The sequence below is a fragment of the Yoonia litorea genome (assembly GCF_900114675.1).
Classification (GTDB): domain Bacteria; phylum Pseudomonadota; class Alphaproteobacteria; order Rhodobacterales; family Rhodobacteraceae; genus Yoonia; species Yoonia litorea.
The window spans coordinates 1,083,400-1,103,883 of sequence record NZ_FOZM01000001.1 but is presented as its reverse complement, the minus strand read 5'-3'; the positions used below and the strand labels follow the sequence as shown (position 1 = coordinate 1,103,883).

Annotated in this window: 19 protein-coding genes; 7 read left to right on the top strand and 12 right to left on the bottom strand. The window is 57.8% G+C overall.

What is annotated here, in order from left to right:
• Nucleotides 1-42 precede the first annotated feature (42 nt).
• The 9 genes from hflX to dusB all read right to left on the bottom strand — a co-directional run bounded on the left by hflX (nt 43) and on the right by dusB (nt 11,777).
• Nucleotides 43-1,320, bottom strand: a complete 1,278-nt coding sequence (gene hflX / locus BM316_RS05815) for a GTPase HflX (RefSeq protein WP_090205135.1) — start codon at nt 1,318-1,320, stop codon at nt 43-45.
• A 2-nt stretch (nt 1,321-1,322) separates the two neighbouring features.
• A complete protein-coding gene (gene hfq, locus BM316_RS05810) occupies nt 1,323-1,556 on the bottom strand; it encodes an RNA chaperone Hfq (RefSeq protein WP_007204924.1) in 234 nt (77 codons plus the stop codon).
• Nucleotides 1,557-1,673: 117 nt separating this feature from the next.
• Nucleotides 1,674-3,194 carry a TrkH family potassium uptake protein gene (locus BM316_RS05805; protein ID WP_090205132.1) on the bottom strand — a complete coding sequence of 507 codons (1,521 nt, stop codon included), beginning with the start codon at nt 3,192-3,194 and terminating at the stop codon, nt 1,674-1,676.
• Nucleotides 3,194-4,570, bottom strand: a complete 1,377-nt coding sequence (trkA, locus tag BM316_RS05800) for a Trk system potassium transporter TrkA (RefSeq protein ID WP_090205130.1) — start codon at nt 4,568-4,570, stop codon at nt 3,194-3,196. The genes BM316_RS05805 and trkA overlap by 1 nt, the downstream gene beginning before the upstream one ends.
• Nucleotides 4,567-5,970: a nitrogen assimilation response regulator NtrX gene (gene ntrX, locus BM316_RS05795; RefSeq protein WP_090207620.1), complete on the bottom strand. Its 1,404-nt coding sequence runs from the start codon at nt 5,968-5,970 to the stop codon at nt 4,567-4,569. The genes trkA and ntrX overlap by 4 nt, the downstream gene beginning before the upstream one ends.
• A gap of 8 nt (nt 5,971-5,978) precedes the next feature.
• Complete coding sequence (locus tag BM316_RS05790) at nt 5,979-8,228, bottom strand: sensor histidine kinase NtrY-like (protein ID WP_090207617.1); 2,250 nt, start codon at nt 8,226-8,228, stop codon at nt 5,979-5,981.
• A gap of 101 nt (nt 8,229-8,329) precedes the next feature.
• Nucleotides 8,330-9,703 (bottom strand): response regulator, encoded by a 1,374-nt coding sequence (locus BM316_RS05785; protein ID WP_165606542.1) that lies wholly within the window; start codon nt 9,701-9,703, stop codon nt 8,330-8,332.
• The gene (locus BM316_RS05780; protein ID WP_090205126.1) at nt 9,703-10,779 is read right to left on the bottom strand and encodes a two-component system sensor histidine kinase NtrB; all 1,077 of its coding nucleotides are present in this window, start codon (nt 10,777-10,779) and stop codon (nt 9,703-9,705) included. The genes BM316_RS05785 and BM316_RS05780 overlap by 1 nt, the downstream gene beginning before the upstream one ends.
• Nucleotides 10,776-11,777 carry a tRNA dihydrouridine synthase DusB gene (gene dusB, locus BM316_RS05775; RefSeq protein WP_090205123.1) on the bottom strand — a complete coding sequence of 334 codons (1,002 nt, stop codon included), beginning with the start codon at nt 11,775-11,777 and terminating at the stop codon, nt 10,776-10,778. The genes BM316_RS05780 and dusB overlap by 4 nt, the downstream gene beginning before the upstream one ends.
• A gap of 183 nt (nt 11,778-11,960) precedes the next feature.
• Between dusB and BM316_RS05770 the strand changes: the two genes are divergently transcribed.
• The 4 genes from BM316_RS05770 to BM316_RS05755 all read left to right on the top strand — a co-directional run bounded on the left by BM316_RS05770 (nt 11,961) and on the right by BM316_RS05755 (nt 15,402).
• Entirely contained in the window at nt 11,961-13,094 is a 1,134-nt protein-coding gene (locus BM316_RS05770) for a bifunctional 2-C-methyl-D-erythritol 4-phosphate cytidylyltransferase/2-C-methyl-D-erythritol 2,4-cyclodiphosphate synthase (RefSeq protein ID WP_090205120.1), read from the top strand.
• The gene (locus BM316_RS05765) at nt 13,091-13,591 is read left to right on the top strand and encodes a phosphatidylglycerophosphatase A family protein (protein ID WP_090205117.1); all 501 of its coding nucleotides are present in this window, start codon (nt 13,091-13,093) and stop codon (nt 13,589-13,591) included. The genes BM316_RS05770 and BM316_RS05765 overlap by 4 nt, the downstream gene beginning before the upstream one ends.
• A complete protein-coding gene (locus BM316_RS05760; protein WP_090205114.1) occupies nt 13,591-14,073 on the top strand; it encodes a CinA family protein in 483 nt (160 codons plus the stop codon). Before BM316_RS05765 ends, BM316_RS05760 begins: the two co-directional genes overlap by 1 nt.
• Before the next feature lie 147 nt (nt 14,074-14,220).
• Nucleotides 14,221-15,402: an ammonium transporter gene (locus BM316_RS05755; protein WP_090205111.1), complete on the top strand. Its 1,182-nt coding sequence runs from the start codon at nt 14,221-14,223 to the stop codon at nt 15,400-15,402.
• Nucleotides 15,403-15,498: 96 nt separating this feature from the next.
• Here the strand turns inward: BM316_RS05755 and BM316_RS05750 are convergent, their stop codons facing one another.
• Nucleotides 15,499-15,942, bottom strand: a complete 444-nt coding sequence (locus tag BM316_RS05750) for a type II toxin-antitoxin system RatA family toxin (protein WP_090205109.1) — start codon at nt 15,940-15,942, stop codon at nt 15,499-15,501.
• Between the two features lie 77 nt (nt 15,943-16,019).
• Between BM316_RS05750 and hpt the strand changes: the two genes are divergently transcribed.
• From hpt to BM316_RS05735, 3 genes are all read left to right on the top strand, one after another.
• On the top strand, nt 16,020-16,571 hold the full coding sequence (gene hpt, locus BM316_RS05745) for a hypoxanthine phosphoribosyltransferase (protein WP_090207614.1): 552 nt from the start codon (nt 16,020-16,022) through the stop codon (nt 16,569-16,571).
• A 249-nt stretch (nt 16,572-16,820) separates the two neighbouring features.
• Nucleotides 16,821-17,297: a c-type cytochrome gene (locus BM316_RS05740; protein WP_090205106.1), complete on the top strand. Its 477-nt coding sequence runs from the start codon at nt 16,821-16,823 to the stop codon at nt 17,295-17,297.
• Between the two features lie 23 nt (nt 17,298-17,320).
• Nucleotides 17,321-18,196: a c-type cytochrome gene (locus BM316_RS05735; RefSeq protein WP_090205103.1), complete on the top strand. Its 876-nt coding sequence runs from the start codon at nt 17,321-17,323 to the stop codon at nt 18,194-18,196.
• On the opposite strand, the gene lipA is transcribed toward BM316_RS05735, so the two are convergent.
• On the bottom strand, nt 18,193-19,152 hold the full coding sequence (gene lipA, locus BM316_RS05730; protein ID WP_090205100.1) for a lipoyl synthase: 960 nt from the start codon (nt 19,150-19,152) through the stop codon (nt 18,193-18,195). The two genes, BM316_RS05735 and lipA, sit on opposite strands and share 4 nt — an antisense overlap.
• 106 nt (nt 19,153-19,258) lie before the next feature.
• Entirely contained in the window at nt 19,259-20,326 is a 1,068-nt protein-coding gene (locus tag BM316_RS05725) for a DUF6456 domain-containing protein (RefSeq protein WP_090205097.1), read from the bottom strand.
• Nucleotides 20,327-20,484 lie beyond the last annotated feature (158 nt).

Below are 20,484 nucleotides of genomic sequence, written 5' to 3'. Positions count from 1 at the left end.
ATAGGCACCCTTCGCTGTTTCGCTCACCGCTCCCATTGCACCTTACTCCAAACGCGAAAAACGTTCTTTCTGCAGGTTGGTCCACAACACATCGACGTCATAGCCGTCATCAGACGGCCTTTCTTCGGTGACGATGCCCTGATCAAAAAGCCAGGCCCGTTTCTTGCCATCGGCAAAACCGAGCGACAGTGTTTCCTCACTTCGCGGGTCTTTGACCTTTTCTGCGATGGCGGCCAGCAGCGCATCCATCCCTTCACCGGAGACCGCCGAAATGGCGTAAAGATCATCCATCCGTGCTGCTTGATTGAGAATGGCGTCGCGCTCTTCGCCCTCAAGCAGATCAGTCTTGTTCCAGACTTCGATCAGTGGCGCCTCTTCGGCGACACCCAGATCATGCAGGATCGTCATTACGTCCTGCGATTGTTCTTCGGTTTGCGGGTGGCTGATGTCACGCACATGAACAATCAGATCCGCATCAAGGACTTCTTCCAGTGTGGCACGAAAAGCCGCGACAAGCTGTGTTGGCAGATCGCTGATGAAACCGACGGTGTCCGACATGATCACTTCGTCGCCGGTGGGCAGGATGATCTTGCGCATCGTCGGATCAAGCGTGGCAAAGAGCATGTCCTTGGCAAACACCTCTGCCCCGGTCAGCCGGTTGAAGAGGGTCGATTTGCCTGCGTTTGTGTAGCCCACAAGGGCGACAATCGGGAACGGCACCTTGGCGCGGCTGGCGCGGTGCAGTTCACGTGTCTTGACGACTTTCGCAAGCTGCTTGCGCAGACGGTTCAACTGTTCGTCGATCGCGCGCCGGTCAGCTTCGATCTGGGTTTCACCGGGACCACCCACGAAGCCCAATCCGCCGCGCTGACGTTCAAGGTGGGTCCACGCCCGCACCAGACGCGTGCGCTGATAGCTCAACGCGGCCATTTCAACCTGGAGGACACCTTCGGAGGTCCGCGCGCGATCACTGAAGATTTCAAGAATGAGGCCGGTCCGGTCGAGAAGCTTGACGCCCCATTTCTTTTCCAGATTGCGTTGCTGCACCGGTGTGACAGGACCGTCGATCAGGACAAGCTCGACCTCGTTGTCGTGAAACACGGTTTTGAGTTCATCAATCTTGCCCGACCCGAAAAGCATACCCGGCTGGATTTTGGGCAAGCGCACGACGTCACTGCCGACCACATCCAGATCAGGCAGCGCAGCCGCCAAAGCGACAGCTTCCTCAAGCGCTGGTTCAGGGGCGCGGCGGGCCGGGTCCGATTTCAGATCTGGGTGCAGAACCCAAGCCCGCGTGACGGGCTTATCATGGGTGAGCAAGGTTACTCTTCACCTTCATAGAGCGAGATCGGCTGTGCTGGCATGATCGTCGAGATCGCGCTTTTGTAAACGAGTTGGGATTGTCCGTCACGGCGCAGCAGAACACAGAAGCTATCGAACCACGTAATGACACCCTGAAGTTTGACGCCATTGACCAAGAAGATCGTCACGGGGACCTTCGTTTTTCGGACATGATTCAGGAATGCGTCTTGCAGATTTGCTTTGTCGGCAGCCATTTTGGCCTTCCCTCGTTTATCATTCATTGGGGCATTTCTGCCCGTCTCTCCCAGAAAAACAGTATGGATTCAGTTTTTCAGACATTCCACCCCAAAAATGCAAAATAATTGAAAGGCTTAGCGCTGCCAAATCTCAGGGTTGAAAAGTGCAATGATCGCGAGGGTTTCCAGACGCCCCAAAACCATCGCTCCGGCAAGGATGACTTTCGCAGCATCGGGGATGCCTGAGTAAGCAATTGGTGTCTCTGCTGCGACGCTGGCGAGCGGTCCGGTCGTTGAAAGTGCCGAGACGGCCAGCACCATCGACGTTTCAAACTGCACACCTGTCAGCGAAAGCATCAGCATTACGGCTGCGATACTTAGCGCAAAGAGCATGAAAAAGACCCACGAAATATAGGCACCTTGTTTACGAATGCGCCGCGCATCGCGTCCGCCGCCCCCAACTGACGACGGATGCAGGAGGCGCTCTTGCTCGCGCTCGCCATGGCGATAAAGCGCGTAAATGCGCAACAGCTTGACCCCGCCAGCCGTGGTCGCAACCCCACCACCGATCAGCGCCATTCCGATCAGGAAGAGACCCGGTGTGCTAAGGCCGGACCAGAGCGATGCCTGCCCCCAGTAGGTCGATTCAAACCCTGTCGTCGTGAGAAATGCAGCAACCGTAAAAAGCGCACCCCAGAGCGCGCTGGCCATCTGTGCAACTGTTGCGCCACTTTCGGATTCTGACGCTCCGATGAAATGTCGTGCAAAGAGCACAAACGTCACAGTGCAGATCAGCACCAGCGCCAAGAGAAACTCAGGGTCGCGCCGCAAACCCTGATCATCTTCGACGGACAACCCCCGGCTGAATGTCAGACGTGAGAGCGCGAAGATAAAAAAGCAGAAGATCAGCAGTTCGCCCCAGAACTTTGATGCCGCGAAATACAAACCGCCGATCGGTGTGATGCCTGACGTCGAAAGCGTCGACATCGCGTGGATCAGGGCGACATAAGGAAACTCGCCAGCGATCACGAGCCCGATCCAAAGAACCACAGTCAGACCGATATAGATCGGTGCCAAAGCAAGCGTGTAGCGGATCAGCCGTTCCGAGGGGTCGGCAATCCGGCCAATCTGGGCAAAATCGCTCATCGCACCTTTCCCGACACCACCTTTCGCGCGCACCTCAAATCCGCCGAGATTCATAGGCGCAAAAATGGAGACCGCCGTGATCCAGATAAGCAAGCCACCCATCCAGCCTACCGTTCCACGCCAAAGATGCTGCGACGGTGTCAGTCTGCCAGCGGTGTCATAGACTGTCGCGCCGGTGGTGGTGAAACTTGAGACCATCTCGAACCACGCATTGAGCAAGGTGGTATTGCCGACCGCTGCGTAGAAAGGGATGGCGAACATGATTGGCAGGACACTGAACGCCGCCAAGAGCGCAATAAGCTGGCTGCGCGCCACATTGGGTGGCTCATAGCCTGCCGTTGCCAGACCAATTGTCAGCGTGAGGATCGAGAAGAGGATGAAGCCGTAAAAGAAGACCCGCATTGTCTGGAAGTCTTCCATGATGACCGCGTGGATGGCGGGCACCAGCATCGCCACAGCGCCAAGGCCCATCAGGACGACAAAAAACGGCAAGCGAATAATCCACTGCATCAGAAGAAGTCGATCGACACCTGCAGGAGCCGTTCCACCTCGCGGACATCTTCACTCATGGCGAAAATGGCAATGACATCACCCTCTTCGATCCGCGTGTCACCAGTGGGTCGGACAATCTTTTTCGACTTCATGATTGCGCCGATCAATGTTCCTTCAGGGAAGGACACATCTCGGACCCGCTGGCCGGCAATCGGCGAGGTCCCAAGGACCTGCGCCTCGATGACTTCGGCTTCGGCATCGCCGATGGAATAGACGCCCCGGACACGGCCATGACGGATATGGCGCAGGATCGAACTGACCGTCGTCGCCCGCGGATTGATGTAGGCATCAATGTCCAATGGCCCCATCAAGGGCACAAGCGTCGGATCGTTGATCAGTGAAATGGCCATTTTACAGCCCATTTCCTTGGACCGCACAGAGGCCAGGAGGTTTGTTTTATCATCGTCGGTGACAGCCAGCACGGCATCCGCAGATGTAATGTTGGCCTCTTCCAAAAGCGCACTTACCAGACCGTCACCATTCAGGACGATTGTCCGGTCTAGCAGGTCTGCGGCCTTTTCAGCCACTTCCCTGTCTTTTTCGATGATCTTGACCCGGATGCGTTCCGTGCGCGCCTCAAGAGCCTGCGCCACACCAAGCCCGACGTTACCGCCACCGATGATGACGATGCGCTCTTGCTTTTGCTGGGTCTTGCCGAAGATTTCCAGCGTGCGGGTCATGTCCTCGGTGTCGGTAAATACATAGACTTCGTCATCGGGGAAAATCTGATCCCCCGCCGATGGTGCAAAGAGAACACCGTCGCGCCTGATTCCGACCACGACGGCACGCAGTGTCGAAAAAAGATCCGTCAACTGGCGCAACGGCGTGTTGATGACGGGACAATCTTCATCAATCGTGATCCCCAAAAGCTGTGCGCGGCCTTCCAGAAAGCTTTCTGTGTCAAAGGCAGCGGGTGCTGCAAGACGCTGCAATGCGGCCTCTGCGACCTCACGCTCGGGCGAGATGACCACATCGATAGGCAGGTGATTGCGGCGGTAGAGGTCCGAATAGCGCGGATCGAGATAATTCTGGGCGCGCAGGCGCGCGATCTTGCGCTGAACCGAAAAGACGGAGTGGGCCACCTGACAGGTGACCATATTGACCTCATCCGAATAGGTTGCAGCGATGATCATGTCCGCGTCGGTGGCCCCTGCCCGATCAAGCACATCCGGGTAGCTGGCAAACCCGGATACACCCTGCACATCAAGTGTATCTGTCGCGCGACGCACCAGGTCGGGGTTGCTATCAACAACTGTCACGTCGTTATTCTCGCCAGACAGGTGCCTTGCGATTTGCCAGCCGACCTGACCTGCGCCGCAGATGATTACTTTCATGCGTCATCGCCTTCTATGTAGGCCACGCGGCCACCGGCTTTGTTTGTGGTCACAACACCGAGCGACTTGAGCTTTCGGTGCAAGGCCGAACGTTCCATCCCGACAAACGAGGCAGTCCGGCTGATGTTCCCGCCAAAGCGGTTGATCTGGGTCAGCAGGTATTCACGTTCGAACAGCTCCCGCGCTTCGCGCAGCGGCAAGGTCGCAAGGCCGCCTGACAAGACGACGCGGCCCTCCTCGCCACCGCCGTCTTCGCTTGATGGCAGTTCCTTTGCTGTGATGTCGCCGCCGTTTTCACCAAGAATCAGAACGCGTTCGATCACGTTCTTCAACTGGCGAACGTTGCCTGGCCACAGCATTGTCTGCAAAAGCGCACGGGCGTCTTCGGCCAGTTTCCGCAATGGCAGACCCTGCGCACGGTTGAAGACAGAGATGAAGTGTTCCGCCAGCAGCGGAATATCCTCGCGGCGTTCCTCAAGCGACGGAACCGCAATCGGCACGACGTTGAGGCGGTGGTAAAGCTCCTCACGGAAGGTGCCTGCTTCGATCGCTGCCTCCAGATCGCGGTTCGTGCTGGTGATCACCCGAAGATCAACCTGCACCTTGTCGGTTCCACCAACCCGCTGGAAGCGTTGGTCTACAAGCACACGCAAGATCTTTGATTGGGTTCCAAGTGGCATATCGGCAATTTCGTCGAAATAGATGACCCCACCATTCGCCTCTTCCAACAGCCCCTGTTCGATGCCGCGCCCGGCGACTTCACGGCCAAAAAGGACCTCCTCCATCCGCTCAGGTTCGATTGAGGCCGAACTGACGGTCACAAACGGGGCTGAGGCCCGATTGGAATTTGCGTGAATGTATCGGGCGGCGATTTCCTTCCCGCTACCGGCAGGCCCGGTCAGCATTACACGCCCGTTCGATTTCGTGACCTTGTCGAGTTGCGATTTCAGCGCACGGAACGCGGCACTGTCGCCAAGCAGTTCTGCGCTATGGGTCTCGCCACGCTTCAACTCGGTGTTTTCTCGGCGCAGACGGGACGTCTCCATCGCGCGACGGATCACCACAAGCAACTGGTCGATGTTGAAGGGTTTTTCGATGAAGTCATAGGCCCCTTGCTTGATCGCAGCGACGGCAATTTCGATGTTGCCGTGGCCGGAGATGATCACAATCGGCACTTCGGGGTGATCGCGCTTCACCGATTTCAGGATATCGATCCCGTCCATATTGCTGTCTTTCAGCCAGATATCGAGGATCATCAATGCCGGCACTTCAGCCGCGATCTGGGCCATGCATTCATCGGATGTGCCGGCGAGTCGCGTGGTAAAGCCCTCGTCTTGCAGGATTTCCGAGATCAGTTCACGGATATCGCGTTCGTCGTCGGTAATCAGAATATCGCCCATGATTTCCCTCATGCTGGAACTTTTGCGACCCGTTCGGGGGTCGAGACAACAGGTAATTGTATGATGGCGCAAGCCCCCGCATGGGCATCGCCGTCGAAGGTTTCAGCGTCCGTCAGAATGAGTGATCCGCCGTGTTCTTCGATAATCTTTTTGACAATCGGCAGACCAAGTCCGGTGCCTTTGTCGCGCGTGGTCACGTAAGGCTCAAACAGACGCGCACGGTTTTCAGGCAGTCCGATCCCATTGTCGGAGATGCGGATTGTCACGGTTTGGCCGTCGGTTTTCATATCAAGTGCGATCCGCGGACGGTAGTCTGCCTGAGGATGGGTCTCGCGATAGGTTTCGGTGGCCTCACCAGCATTCTTGAGCAGATTGGTCAGCGCCTGACCGATCATCGTGCCGTCCATATCAACGACAATTGTTTCGTCAGGCAGGGTGTGGCTGAAATCAACTTCGGGCTGGCCCGCCATTTGCAATGACAACGCGTCGCGCACCAGATCGGTCAGATCACTTTGCTGCAGTTGCGGCTGCGGCATGCGCGCGAATTTGGAAAATTCGTCAACGATCCGCCGCAAGTCATTGGTTTGCCTGACGATCACATCGGTCATCTGTTCCAGCTTGTCGGAATCCTCACCGACCTGATTGTGGAACTTTCGCTTGATCCGCTCTGCTGAAAGCTGGATCGGCGTGAGCGGGTTCTTGATCTCGTGGGCGATCCGTCTCGCAACATCGCCCCAAGCCGCCATGCGCTGGGCACTGACAAGGTCGGTTACATCATCGAAGGCCACAACATAACCCTCAAGATCACCTGCCTCGTTCCGACGCTCTGACATGCGCACCAGTAGGGTTTCCTGCTGGCTATTGCGGATCAGGTTCACCTGATTCTGGACGCTTTCCCGCTCGGTGTCGCGGATATCATCGAACAGGGCTCCGAATTCTGGGACAGCGACCGACAAAGCCATTTCTTCGCTGGCGTCATCGACCGAAAGAAGTCTGCGCGCGGAGGGGTTCACAAAGGCAACGCGCCCTTCAGGATCAAGCCCGAGCACGCCGGATGTGACAGAGCTGAGAACGCTGTCGAAAAGGCGACGCCGGCGCTCCGTGGTTTCGTTTGTTTGCAGCAATTCTTCGCGCTGTTCTTTTAGCTGCGCGGTCATCTGGTTGAAATAGGTCCCGAGCTGCGAGATTTCGTCCTGACCATCATCTTCAAGAACACGGACGTCGAGGTCGCCCGCACCGACCCGCTGTGATGCAGAGACCAGCCGCCCCACCGGGCGCGAAAGTCGTTCAGCGAACCATAGCCCGCCAAGAATGGCACCAAGGATCAGGATCACAGCAAAACCCAGGTAAAGCAGCCCAAACTGAAACAGAAGCTGGCCACGCTCGTTGGAAAGCTCTTCGTATTGGGCAACGGTTTCGGTTGTGTCATCCAGCAGCGACAGCACCTGACCATCCACCTCGCGCGTGACGTAGAGATACCGATCGCGGAACGCCGAAAGCGGGATCAGCGCGCGAAATTCGTTATTGGGGAAGTCCTGCACCAAGGCGATCCCCTCGGCCTGCGCGCGGTCAAAGGTTTCAGCATCGGGGCGCTCATAATGAAACTCGTAGCTTCGGGCACCACGGGCGCGGATCGTCCCAAGACCGTCGATCACGAACGCCTCTGAAAGACCACGTTCGATCTGAGCCTGCACCTCGCCCAAGGCGATACGCACCTCGCCATCGTCCATAAACAGGTTCTGCTGGCGCTCACGGTTCAGATAAGCGGCAAGGGCCTGTCCGTCGCGGGCGATTTCGCGCCTGTGTTCCTGCTCGTAAGCTTGCGCGGTCGTGAGCGAGGTCCGCAGGACGTTGCCAACGGGCTCGGAAAACAGACCGTCAATCGCGATTGAGATCAGCGTGACCGAAAAAACAGCCACCATTACGATGGGAACAAGCGCTGATAGCGCAAAGACACCCGTCAGACGCACCGCAAGCTGCGAGCCTGCCGACCGCGCACGGCGCGCCGACACGATCCGCGCCACCTGCCGCAAGACAAGTGCGGCAACAACCAGCACGTAGGTAAGATCCAATAGCAAGACCGCGCGCAGTGTGTTTGACGACGGCCCCCGATCAAGCGGGCCAACAACGATATAGGTCATCGCCGCAAGAACGGGTGCAGCCACAATCAACACAGTCGTGACCGCATTTTGCACACGTCTTTGGCGCAGCCATCGGCTGAGCCTCGTCAAATTCAGGCCGTTAAGGGAACGCTTCACGCGCAATGCCCTGTTTTGTGCGCGAGGCAAGCCTCACGATACCGCTTTGTTTTATGGTCTATCCTGCGTTGACGCAGGAATGCCACGCTTATGTTGCGGTTTTACATCAATTTGCGGCGGCGTGTCACGCGGATATCGAGGTCAGTGATCTTCTTTCGCAGGGTATTGCGATTGATGCCCAGGAGGTCCGCGCATTTCGCCTGATTGCCACCGGTGGCATCAAGTGCAATCTCGATCAGCGGGGCTTCGACCTCTTTCAGAATCCGATTGTAAAGGCCCGGCGGCGGCAGCACCCCACCGTGAAGATCAAAGTAGCGGCGCAAGTGTTTGGCAACACTGGCAGAAAGTTTCTCACCCTCTCCACCCGAACGAAGCGGTTCAATGGCTGGCTGATTGCCGAGGACTGTTTCAACCTCTGATCTGGTGATCTCTTCTTCAGCAGAGGTAAAGACGAGCCTGCGCACTGCATTTTCCAACTGGCGCACATTGCCCGGCCAACTGTAGGCGCGCACCAGATCAATGGCGGCTTCACCAAATCGCCTGATCGGCGCGCCGTCCCGTTCGGCACGGGCCAAGAAATGTTCGGCGAGAAGCGGAATATCATCGACCCGTTCACGCAGCGACGGCACCGCGACGGTCACACCGCCCAGACGATAGAAAAGATCCTCGCGGAAATGCCCCTCCTCCATGCGCGCCATCAGGTTCGATTGCGACGTGGCCATAATGCGTGGGGCGTTATCGCCAAGTGTGTCGAGCATCCGCACGATGCGCGCTTGCGCATGTTCGCTCAGGTCGCTGACCTCATCGAAAAGGATCGACCCACCTTTTGCACGGCTCAGCACGGTAGACGGACCGTCCATCCCTTCAAGATCAGAGGCCGAGACCACGACAAACGGCAGGCTGCGACGGTCGGAGAAGTCATGCACCGCGCGCGCGATCAGGCTTTTGCCTGTGCCGCTCTCACCAGTGATCAAGACAGGGAGCTGGGTGTTCATCACTCGGGCAACCAGCCGGTAGAGCTCTTGCATGACAGGTGTGCGGCCAACAAGCGGCAGGTCACCCCCCTGTTCGGTCGCTGCCATGCCAGCGCTGCGGGCTGTGGGCGCGCGACGCTTGATTTCGAGGGCACGCGCCGCCCGCTTCATCAAATCGGGCAAATCGAAGGGTTTTGGCAGGTAATCGTAGGCATCAGCCTCTGCCGCCTGAATGGCGGTCATGATTGTGTTCTGCGCCGAAATCACAATGACAGGCAGCCCCGGTCTTGCATCAGCAATAAGCGGCAGTTGCTCCAACCCGTTTCCGTCAGGCATCACAACATCAGAGATGACCAGATCGCCCTTCCCCTCTTCGACCCACCGCATCAGCGTCACAAGAGACGATGTTGCGTGCACTTTGCAGCCAGCCCGCGTAAGTGCCTGAGTCAAAACAGTGCGGATCGTGCGGTCGTCGTCGGCAACGAGAACGGTTCCGTCCATTATTCATCTCCTGTCAGTAATTCTTTCGGGGCGATAGGCAGCGAAATCCGGAAAAGCGTGCGACCGGGGACACTGTCGACCGATATCCAACCACCGGCGTCAACCAGCAACTTTGACACCAGCGCGAGCCCAAGTCCGGTGCCGTTTTCCTTGCCGGACACAAAGGGCTCAAAGATGTCATCGGCAATTTCAGGCGGCAGGCCCGGTCCGTCGTCAATGATTTCAACCTGAAGCGGCAAACGTGCCTGTGTTCCATCCGAACGACGCACCCGTAACGATGTGTCATAGAAGGTCCGCAACCTGATCGTGCCTGCGTCCTTTGACGCTTCGGAAGCGTTCTTCAGAAGGTTGAGGAAGACCTGCAGCAGTTGATCAGCATCCGCGAGCGTCGGCGGTAGCGAAGGATCATATTCCTCAACAAAAAGCATATGCGCCCCGAAACCTACCGCTGCCGACTGCCTTGCGCGGTCAAGCACATCGTGAATGTTCAGCGGTGCAAGTTTTGGCGGGCGCAGATTGCCGAACTGTTCGACCTGCTCCAGCAACTTCACGATCCGGCGGCTTTCGGCGACGATCAGGTCCGTCATCTCCTGATCTTCAGGGGAGAGGCCCATAGACAAAAGTTGTGCGGCACCGGTGATGCCTGCGAGAGGATTCTTGATCTCATGTGCCAGCATTTCGGCCATGCCGATGGCCGATTTTGCAGCCTTGCCGGAGTAGTTGTTGTGCGACACACGGCTGGCAATTTCGCGAGGGCTGATCATGACGATCATCTGGTCCTCGCTCCCCTGTAGAGGGGCGAACTGCACGTTGCACAAAAGCGGCGGGCGCTCGCCACTGCCAACGTCAACATCGTTAACAAACAATGACGTCCGGTTGCGCCGCGCCCGTGTGAAGGGGCCTTCCAGCGCTGCGTCAATCATCACCTTGTCCCAGAAACGCTGCCCCTCCAACGCTTTGGCCGACATATTGAGGAAGCTTTCCGCTGCCGGGTTGCTCATCGTGATCAGATCATCGCCATTGATCATCAAAGACGGCACCGGCAACGACGCCCAGAGAGCCGCGCCAAGGATCATGCTGCCACCCGATGGTGCAGCGCGTCAGGCAACGCCTTGAGCACGGCATCAGGGTTGGCTTCGGTCAGAATGGATTTGCGCAAGTCGGAAGGTGTCCCAGCTTCATCCATATACCAACCGAGATGTTTGCGTGCGACCTTGCTGCCGAGGGCCTTGCCATAGAAAGACAGCATGGCCTGGTAGTGGGCGCTGACCATCGCCGCAAAGCGGGCACCACCCGGAACCTCAGGCTTCGGGGTGCCGTAGATCGCAGCGGCAATTTCCGCCAACTGCCATGGCTTGCCTTGTGCGCCCCGCCCGACCATCACGCCATCAGCACCTGATTGCTTCAATGCTGTCTTGGCCGTTGTGGCATCCAAGATATCGCCGTTGGCAATCACAGGAACATTCACAGCCTGCTTGACCTCGGCAATCGCTTCCCAGTCCGCACTGCCTTTGTAGAACTGACAACGCGTCCGCCCGTGGATCGTCACCATAGCAATGCCTGCCTCTTCGGCGCGCTTTGCCACTTGCGGTGCGTTGCGCAATTGATCGTCCCATCCGAGGCGTGTTTTGAGTGTGACAGGAATTTTGACAGCCGCCACGACCGCCTCAATCAGGGACAGCGCATGGTCAGGTGTCTTCAGAAGCGCAGAGCCCGAATAACCACTGATCACCTTCTTGGCCGGGCAACCCATGTTGATGTCGATAAAGGCGGCCCCGTTCGCTTCGATCATGCGTGCAGCCTCAGCCATCCAATAGGCTTCGCGTCCGGCGATCTGCACTGCAGTATTCGCCTGATCATAGCCAAGCTCTGCCCGTTCGCGGACCCCCGGTTTGGCTTGCACCATTTCCTGACTTGCGACCATCTCGCTCACGACCCAGCCAGCCCCGAATGAAGAAACAAGCTGCCTGAACGGCAGATCAGTAATCCCCGCCAAAGGCGCAAGCGCAACGGGCGGCGAAAGTTTCACCGCCTTCAGGTTAAGAGATTCGGGAAGTGCCAAAGGAACGATCATTCGCCTACTGTCTATGCAATGGCCTTCAATTAGAGCGAAATGGTCGAATTCTCAACGAAAGTCGCTGCAGATCATCCTGCAAAAGTGGCGTATGCTTAATTATTGGGCATTTTGCCGTGAAAACTGTCGAATTGCACTGATCCAGCGCGCGCCCTACACCATGGCAAACAGGATCAGGTACAGATGACAGTCACAGCAATCATCGTGGCAGCAGGGCGCGGGACTCGTGCAGGCGGCGATATACCCAAACAATGGCAAATGCTGAAAGGGCGTCCGGTCGTGGCTTATGCCATCGACTGCTTTGTGCAGCACCCGGGCATCGACAGTCTGGTGCTTGTCGTGCATCCAGACGATGCGGCGAACGCACGCTGGGCTGAAGCTCAAAACCTGATCGTTGTGACGGGTGGTGCAACACGTGCGGAGTCGGTGAAGGCAGGACTTGCGGCTGTGCCAAGCGGCACCCAGAAAGTCTTGATCCATGATGCCGCACGTCCTTTGATCACGCCCGATCTGATCGACCGGGTCTTGGGCGCGCTTGAAACCCATCAGGGGGCAGCGCCTGCGGTTCAGGTTACGGATACGTTGTGGCATGGCGAGGGTTCTTTGGTGACGGGCGTTCAGGACCGGACCGGCCTCTATCGCGCGCAAACCCCCCAAGGTTTTCATCTGGCCCCGTTGCGCGCGGCGCATGACGCAGGCACAGGTGAAGAGACGGACGATGTCGCCGTTGCGCGCGCGGCGGGTCTTGATGTCGCAATCGTTGAAGGTGACGAAGACAACATTAAGATTACGGGACCGGGCGATTTCGCCCGTGTTGCACGAGCAATGAGGACGACGATGGATATCCGCTGCGGCAATGGCTACGACGTGCATCGCTTTGGCGATGGCGACCATGTTTGGCTCTGCGGGGTGCAGATCCCCCACACACGCAGCCTGATGGGACATTCGGATGCGGATGTCGGGATGCATGCGGTGACCGATGCGATCTACGGCGCGCTGGGCATGGGCGATATCGGCCAGCACTTCCCGCCATCTGATCCGCAATGGAAAGGTGCTGCCAGTCATATCTTCCTGCAGCACGCCGTCGCACTGGCGACAGAAAATGGGTTTGAAATCAGCAATGTGGACTGCACGCTTGTCTGCGAATACCCCAAGATTGGCCCACATCAGGATGCGATGAAAGCCGTTATGGGGGCGTTTATGAAACTCGATAGCAGCCGCATCAGCGTCAAAGCCACCACATCCGAAAGGCTTGGATTCACCGGACGCGAAGAGGGCATCGCGGCGATCGCAACAGCGACGCTTATCAAGACATGACACATCTTATCGCTACATTCTTCTACAGCGGGCATCTACGCCCTGCCCCCGGCACATGGGGGTCGCTGGCGGCCCTGCCGGCGGCCTGGATCATCTATATCGTCGCGGGGCCTTGGGGGCTTTTGGCGGGCGTGCTGTTGTCCTACGCGCTTGGCCTTTGGGCGACGTCCGTCGAGACACGCGGCAAAGACAACCATGATCCGTCAGAGATCGTGATCGATGAGGTCTGCGGCCAATGGATTGCGCTTTTGCCCGTCGCATTCGGCGCAGCGCAGGCAGGTGTCACAATAACCGCTCTCTGGCCCGGCTGGATCGCGGCGTTTCTGCTTTTCCGGCTTTTTGACATCACCAAATGGGGTCCGGTTGGCTGGGCTGACCGCATGGACGGGCCAACCGGCGTCATGCTCGACGATGTCTTCGCAGGGATCATGGCCGCGATCGGCGTGATGATCCTTGCTTGGCTGGCGCATGTGGGCCTCGGGGCGGTTGCCGTCTGATGAGCGTCACGGACCTTTTTGATGCGGCACGCGCACGCGGTGTGAGGGTCTGCACGGCTGAAAGCTGCACGGGCGGCATGATCAGCGCAGCGATTACCGATGTGGCAGGCAGCTCTGCCATTTTTGACCGCAGCTTCATTACCTACACCAACGCCGCCAAGATGGAGATGCTTGGCGTCAAACCGGCGACACTTGAGGCGCATGGCGCTGTCTCAGAGAAGGTCGCGGCAGAAATGGCGCGAGGCGCGCTGGCGGGGTCAGATGCGCAGATCGCAGTTTCCGTGACGGGCATCGCCGGGCCAGGCGGATCAGAGCACAAACCAGAGGGGCGGGTCTGCTTCGGTCTGGCCACAGATGCTGGCGTGCGCACCGAAACCATCGAATTTGGTGCTATCGGGCGGGCAGAAGTCAGACAAGCGACGACCCACCACGCCATCAAACTTCTCCTCAAAGCCACCCTTCAGTTTTCGCCCATCACTTAAGCAAATACGCCCAGTAGCGCACATTTTTTCATCAAATTCACGAGCGCCTAGCATTTCAGCAGGTGTTGCCTGCTTTTGCGCGTTTTAACAGCGCGGCGAATCCGGCCTTAAGCCTGCAATGCAAATCTGAAGACGAAAGGACGCGACATGAACGGAGCGGATACCGCCTGGATCATCGTGGCAACGGCACTTGTGCTGTTTATGACATTGCCGGGGCTGGCACTTTTCTATGGGGGGCTCGTCCGCGCACGCAATGTGCTGAGCGTCTTTATGCATTGCTATGCAATTGCCTGTTTGATGAGCGTTCTGTGGTTCGCCGTTGGCTACTCAATTGCCTTCGGCAGCGGTGAGAGCGGACTTTGGGGCGGACTGGACAAGATGTTCCTTGCTGGCGTCACAGCCGACACCCTGTCTGGCACATTGCCTGAAGTGCTGTTCTTTGCCTTTCAGATGACATTTGCGATCATCACGCCCGCGCTGATCGTGGGCGCCTATGTTGAGCGGATCGGATTCGGATTTGTTCTGCTCTTCTCCGCCCTCTGGATGCTGCTTTGCTACGCACCGGTTGTGCATTGGGTCTGGGGCGGCGGGATGCTCGCCGACGGTGGGATCTTTGGCGAGGTCGGTGTCCGCGATTTCGCAGGCGGTATTGTGGTGCACGAAACTGCCGGGCTTGCGGCGTTGATCCTCGCGATCTTTCTTGGCGCCCGTCGTGACAACAGCAAACCGCCGCACAATCCGGGCATGGTGATGATCGGGGCCGCAATGCTCTGGGTCGGCTGGTTCGGCTTTAACGGTGGCTCGCAACTTGCCGCTGACGGTGGTGCTGCAATGGCGCTGACAGTGACACATATCTCTGCGGCTGCCGCATCCCTGACATGGGCGCTTTGGGAACGCATCAAATTCGGGAAGGCCTCGCTTGTCGGGATGGTCACAGGCACGATTGCAGGTCTCGCATCGATTACGCCCGCGTCGGGCTTTGTGGGTCCGGTCGAGGCGCTGATCATCGGCAGCGTCGCGGGCATCCTCTGTCAGGAAGCTGTGAACCTCATCCGCAACAAAGCACGGGTCGATGACACGCTTGACGTCTTTGCAGTTCACGGTGTCGGCGGGATCTTCGGAACCATCATGATTGCCGTCTTCGGCGCTGGCGCATGGGCGGCACAACTCGGCAGCCTTGCGATTGTCGGCATCTACACAATCGTCGTGACGACGGTACTGATCTTTATCGTAAAGGCGATCACCCCTTTGCGCGTGGATGATGAAACCGAGGCCACCGGTCTTGACCTCAGCGTCCATGGCGAACGCGCCTACGAAATGAACAGCTAAGGTTGGTTTCAGCGGGGCGGCCAATGCGCGGCCCCGCCCATCATTTTGCCAAAAATACTCCCGCCGGAGGCTCCGACGATAGCAAAAGGCGCTCAGTCAGCCGTAAAGCTCTGCCGCGCGACGCTCGAATGATCGCACGACACGCTGCATCGCTTCGTTGAAAAACATACCGGCTGCACCTTGCAACAGTCTGCTTTTGAACTCGAAGTCGACTTCGAATGAGACCTCACATCCGCCGTCGACATCGCGGAAGTTCCACTGACTTTCCAGATGCCGGACAGGACCATCAAGATATGCCGTATCGATCTGCTTTTTCTCGTGCCACAGCAAGACACGGCTGCCAAACCGTTCTCTGAAGACTTTGAATGAAATCACAAGATCCGCGAGCATCTCATCGTGGTCACCTTTGTCAGTAACGCTGCGCACGCGCGCGGCGGCCGTCCAAGGCAGGAACTGCGGGTAACTGCCGACATCTGCGACCAGATCAAACATCTGTTGCGCAGTGTAAGGCAGGAACTTGGTTTCGGAATGGCTTGGCATTGGGGCCTTTCACGGGTGACTTCACTGCCTCATGTCGTAGAATGCGCTCAAGAAATCAACCCATTGCCGAGGCTCCGATGTCGCACCGCCCCTATGTCATTGACACCATGATCAGCGCAAAGGCGATTGCCGCCCGGATCGAAGACCTCGCGACAGAAATCGGGTCGGAGTTCTCAGACACCAACAAACTGGTCGTCGTGGGTCTGTTGCGCGGATCATTTGTCTTTATCGCCGATCTGGTGCGCGAGTTGGATCTGCCAGTTGAGGTCGATTTTCTGGAGGCTTCATCCTACGGCGACGGCATGGAAAGCAGCCGCGAGGTCCGCATCCTGAAAGACCTGCGCGGCCAGATCGAAGGGCGCGATGTTCTGGTGGTCGAGGATATCGTCGATACAGGCCACACCCTTGCGCATGTCACAAAGTTTCTGCTGAACCGTAAGCCTGCGAGGCTCAAGTCGATTGCGCTTCTTGATAAGCCCGCCAGACGCGAAGTCGATTTCAAGGCAGACTGGACAGGATTTGAAATCCCTGACGAATTTGTGGTGGGCTACGGCATCGACTTTGCGCAACGCAACCGCAACCTGCCTTTCATCGGCAACGTCCGGTTTACGGATGACAATTCGTGCTGAGCCCGCGATGGTTCGTGATGATGAAGCGATGGGCGCAAAACCCGCCCTCGCATGCGAAAATCAAACTTGTGTTCGGAATCGTTGCTTTTTGCCTCCTTCTTGCCGGCATCGAAGCCGTCTGGGGCTGGCCGGACTGGCTCACGCCAGAGCGCGTGAACGCCAGACGATAACTGACGCCTGCGTCATTTGACCGCACCTCTTTTCGCGCTAATATCCAAGCAGGGCTTGGCTTTGCGAAAGGATATTTCGATGAAGAAGAAGATTTTTACTCCAGCCGTTTGCAGCATGATCATCGCGATGGTGACACCTGCTTTTGCAGACGGACATTTGTCTCAGGATCAGGAACGCGCAATCGCGGCCCGTCAGTCGCATATGGGATTGCTTGGATTCAACCTCGGGCCATTGGGCGCGATGGCGCAGGAACGGTTGCCATATGATGCAGACGTTGCAGCGGCCGCGGCGGCAAACCTTGCTGCCCTGGCGAGCATGTCGCAGGACCGTTACTGGCTGGAAGGAACAGACACGGGTGTTGGCGGCAATCGTGCCAAAGCCGAAATCTGGTCCGATCCGGATGGGTTTGATGCTGAGATGCAGGGGCTTGCCACGGCGACTGTTGCGCTTGCATCTGTGGCAGGTGACGGTCTCGATGCGATGCGGGCGGCATTTGGCGCTGTCGGTCAAAGCTGCGGATCATGCCACGAAGCCTACCGCGCTCCGCGTAACTAAACACGCGCTTCACTCACGGAACAATGCGTGTCTTCCCGATCATAGCTCTTGTCCTGATTGGGGCGGCTGCAGGCTGGTTTTTCACCCGCCCGCAGCCGATCGACCCAGATCGCTTTGCAGGGCTCATCGGGAATCCTGATGCTGGTGAGACTATATTCGCCGCTGCCGGCTGCGCATCGTGTCATGCAGACCCGAATGATCCGTCGTCCCTTGTTGCAGGTGGCAGGGCCTTTGACACGCCTTACGGGACGTTTTTTGCTCCAAACATCTCGAACGACCCTGAACACGGTGTTGGCAGGTGGTCTGACCTTGAGCTTGCATCAGCGATCATGGCCGGTGTCGGAAAAGACACCCGTCACCTCTACCCTGCGTTTCCCTACACCGCCTATAACAAGGCGGCGCCGCAGGATGTTCTTGATCTTATCACCTACATGCGCACCCTGCCCGGTTCCGACCGTCCATCAGAGGCCCACAGGCTCAGTTTCCCCTACAACCTGCGTGCAGGCATTGGCGCGTGGAAGCTGCTTTACCTGAACGAAGATTGGGTGCTGGCTGCAGATAGCGTGCAGATGGAGCGCGGTCGTTATCTGGTCGAGGCGCTTGGCCACTGTGCGGAGTGCCACACACCGCGCAATGCCCTGGGTGCCCTCGATCACGCCCGTTGGATGGCCGGCGCGCCAAACCCCTCCGGCGAAGGGCAGATCCCCAATATCACGCCAGCCGCCTTGACCTGGAGTGTCGGGGAAATCTCGGAATATCTTCTGAGCGGTTTCACCCCGGCCTTTGATGTTGCGGGCGGCTCAATGGCTGCCGTCATTCGCAACACAAGCCGATTGAGCGACGAAGACCGCGAAGCGATTGCCGTCTACCTCAAAGCCGTACCACAGGTTGAAAATTAACCCTGACCCAGCTTTTCCTGACGGGCAGCGCGGAGCCGCGCAAAGTCATCACCGGCGTGGTATGACGAGCGGGTCAACGGCGTAGCTGAAACCATCAGGAACCCTTTGTTGTAGGCTGTTTTTTCGTAGGTCTTGAATTCTTCCGGCGTCACGAACCGGTCCACCTTGTGGTGTTTCGGAGTTGGCTGCAGATACTGCCCGATTGTCAGGAAATCGATATCGGCCGCCCGCATATCTTCCATGACCTGAACGACAGCCTGCTTGTCTTCACCCAAGCCCACCATGATACCCGATTTCGTAAACATCGATGGGTCGATCTCTTTCACACGCTGCAAAAGACGCAAGGAGTGGAAGTAGCGCGCACCCGGACGGACCTGCGGATAAAGACCGGGCACTGTTTCGAGGTTGTGATTGAACACATCAGGTTTCGCCTTCACGACCACTTCCAGAACCGACGGGTCACACCGGATAAAATCGGGTGTCAGGATTTCGATTGTGGTCGATGGCGACTGGCGGCGAATGGCTCTAATGGTTTGCGCAAAATGCTCTGCACCGCCATCCTCGATATCGTCACGATCAACAGACGTAATGACGACGTGGTTCAGGCCAAGCTTCTTCACCGCATCGGCAACGCGACCGGGTTCAAAAACGTCGAGAGCCTCTGGCGGCTTACCAGTTGCGATATTGCAGAAGGTGCAGGCACGCGTGCACACCTCGCCCATGATCATCATGGTGGCATGGCCTTGTGACCAGCATTCGCCAACGTTCGGACAGCCGGCCTCTTCGCAGACGGTGACCAGCTTGTTCTCACGCATGATCTTATGCGTTTCCTTGTAACCCTCTGAGACAGGCGCTTTGACGCGAATCCAATCTGGTTTCTTGGGTTGCGGTGCATCCGGACGGCGCTGCTTTTCGGGGTGACGCTGCGCAGGAATTTTCAGGTCGCGTGTCGGCATGATCTGCTCCGAGTTGTTGCAGCTTACCTAACGTTTCACATGAGGCTTGTCCAATGGACTGGTTGCCGCGCATGACGGGACTGCAATGGATGCATGCCGCATCCTGCTAGCCGATCATCGGACCAAATTGGCCGTAGGTCTGCGCATAGTGCCGCTTGAGCCGCTCAAGTGCGATCCGCAGAACGATCTTGCCGGATCTGGCTGACCAGCCCATCGCCTTCTCTGTGTGTTCCAGCCCTTCCAGAAAACAGCAGCACCGCAGGGCAACATCGCCAAGCCCCGGCCCGAGGTCCTGCAGAGCGGCTTTCACACGGTCGAGCGCCGCTTGCGCCCCTTGCGAGACACTTTCCAACTTGGTCGGCGCACCTGACAGAAGGGCTTGCCACTCTTGCAGGCCGTGCCGCCCCAAATCCACAAGTTCAAAGTCCTCGCGCAACCGCTCCCCTACCGCAACCAGTTCACGCGTCAGAAACGGGTCACCGCTGCTTGAGCGACGACGTGACAGCGCGACGAGCGGGCTTTCTGATGCGCATTGGCGCGCCATGGACCGACCGACCGAAGCCAAATCGATTGTATCCCAATCTTCTTCCGCCAGCGCCTCACCTGCGCCTTGGGCAGCGGCGCGGTTTTCATCCATCGCCATGAGACGCCGGAATTCGGCACGCCCTGCGTTCGTGATCGTGTAACGGACGATGCGCGCATCAGGCTCTGCACAGGTGATCCATTCTTTGAGCGCCAAAGCCTGTGCAATGTCGCGCGTCACCGTAGCCGTGCGCACTTGCCCGCCATCATCGGACTGACGCACAACGACAGCCGTCTCCATTTCAAGTGCGACAGCCAAAACGGCATGTGGTTCAGCCAAGCGGCGCAAAACGCGCTTGGCTTCTTGGGTGACGTGCCGCTCGGTGACCTGATCTGCCTTCGCACGCAAGGCCCGCGCGTTTCTCGCAACCTGCGCAGACAAATCCTGCAGTGCTGCGTCAACGAGCGGATCATCCCGGCGACTTTCAAACCGGCGCACCTGTCGCAACACGGTAGACGGATGCACATCGCGCTGCCGGGCAACGGCCCGGATTGAGATCCCGCCTTCTGTGTGCGCGAGATAATTGCACGCTGCTTCGGGCACCCAACCCGGCAATCCTTGCGACCCCGTTGTGTTTCCCAAGCAAGTCATGTGTTGTTCCCTCTCAGTTACTCTCAGCCTTTGTCCATGCCATGTCCCATTCACAAAGGATTAACTCTACCTGAGCGTGTATCGTTACCTAAGGGTTAATGAGGTCTTTGACCCGTCAACCATTCTTTCCAAAACCTAAACAACAGTGAGCAGAGCGT

Bases quoted from the DNA above. Each gene is read 5' to 3' on its own strand.
- BM316_RS05725 (WP_090205097.1), bottom strand. From the start codon at position 20,326: ATGACTTGCTTGGGAAACACAACGGGGTCGCAAGGATTGCCGGGTTGG.
- ntrX (WP_090207620.1), bottom strand. From the start codon at position 5,970: ATGGGCGATATTCTGATTACCGACGACGAACGCGATATCCGTGAACTG.
- BM316_RS05805 (WP_090205132.1), bottom strand. From the start codon at position 3,194: ATGCAGTGGATTATTCGCTTGCCGTTTTTTGTCGTCCTGATGGGCCTT.
- hfq (WP_007204924.1), bottom strand. From the start codon at position 1,556: ATGGCTGCCGACAAAGCAAATCTGCAAGACGCATTCCTGAATCATGTC.
- BM316_RS05780 (WP_090205126.1), bottom strand. From the start codon at position 10,779: ATGATCCTTGGCGCGGCTCTCTGGGCGTCGTTGCCGGTGCCGTCTTTG.
- BM316_RS05765 (WP_090205117.1), top strand. From the start codon at position 13,091: ATGACACATCTTATCGCTACATTCTTCTACAGCGGGCATCTACGCCCT.
- lipA (WP_090205100.1), bottom strand. From the start codon at position 19,152: ATGCCGACACGCGACCTGAAAATTCCTGCGCAGCGTCACCCCGAAAAG.
- BM316_RS05755 (WP_090205111.1), top strand. From the start codon at position 14,221: ATGAACGGAGCGGATACCGCCTGGATCATCGTGGCAACGGCACTTGTG.
- BM316_RS05740 (WP_090205106.1), top strand. From the start codon at position 16,821: ATGAAGAAGAAGATTTTTACTCCAGCCGTTTGCAGCATGATCATCGCG.
- hpt (WP_090207614.1), top strand. From the start codon at position 16,020: ATGTCGCACCGCCCCTATGTCATTGACACCATGATCAGCGCAAAGGCG.
- BM316_RS05760 (WP_090205114.1), top strand. From the start codon at position 13,591: ATGAGCGTCACGGACCTTTTTGATGCGGCACGCGCACGCGGTGTGAGG.
- trkA (WP_090205130.1), bottom strand. From the start codon at position 4,570: ATGAAAGTAATCATCTGCGGCGCAGGTCAGGTCGGCTGGCAAATCGCA.
- dusB (WP_090205123.1), bottom strand. From the start codon at position 11,777: ATGATCGTTCCTTTGGCACTTCCCGAATCTCTTAACCTGAAGGCGGTG.
- BM316_RS05770 (WP_090205120.1), top strand. From the start codon at position 11,961: ATGACAGTCACAGCAATCATCGTGGCAGCAGGGCGCGGGACTCGTGCA.
- BM316_RS05785 (WP_165606542.1), bottom strand. From the start codon at position 9,703: ATGGACGGAACCGTTCTCGTTGCCGACGACGACCGCACGATCCGCACT.
- BM316_RS05750 (WP_090205109.1), bottom strand. From the start codon at position 15,942: ATGCCAAGCCATTCCGAAACCAAGTTCCTGCCTTACACTGCGCAACAG.
- BM316_RS05735 (WP_090205103.1), top strand. From the start codon at position 17,321: ATGCGTGTCTTCCCGATCATAGCTCTTGTCCTGATTGGGGCGGCTGCA.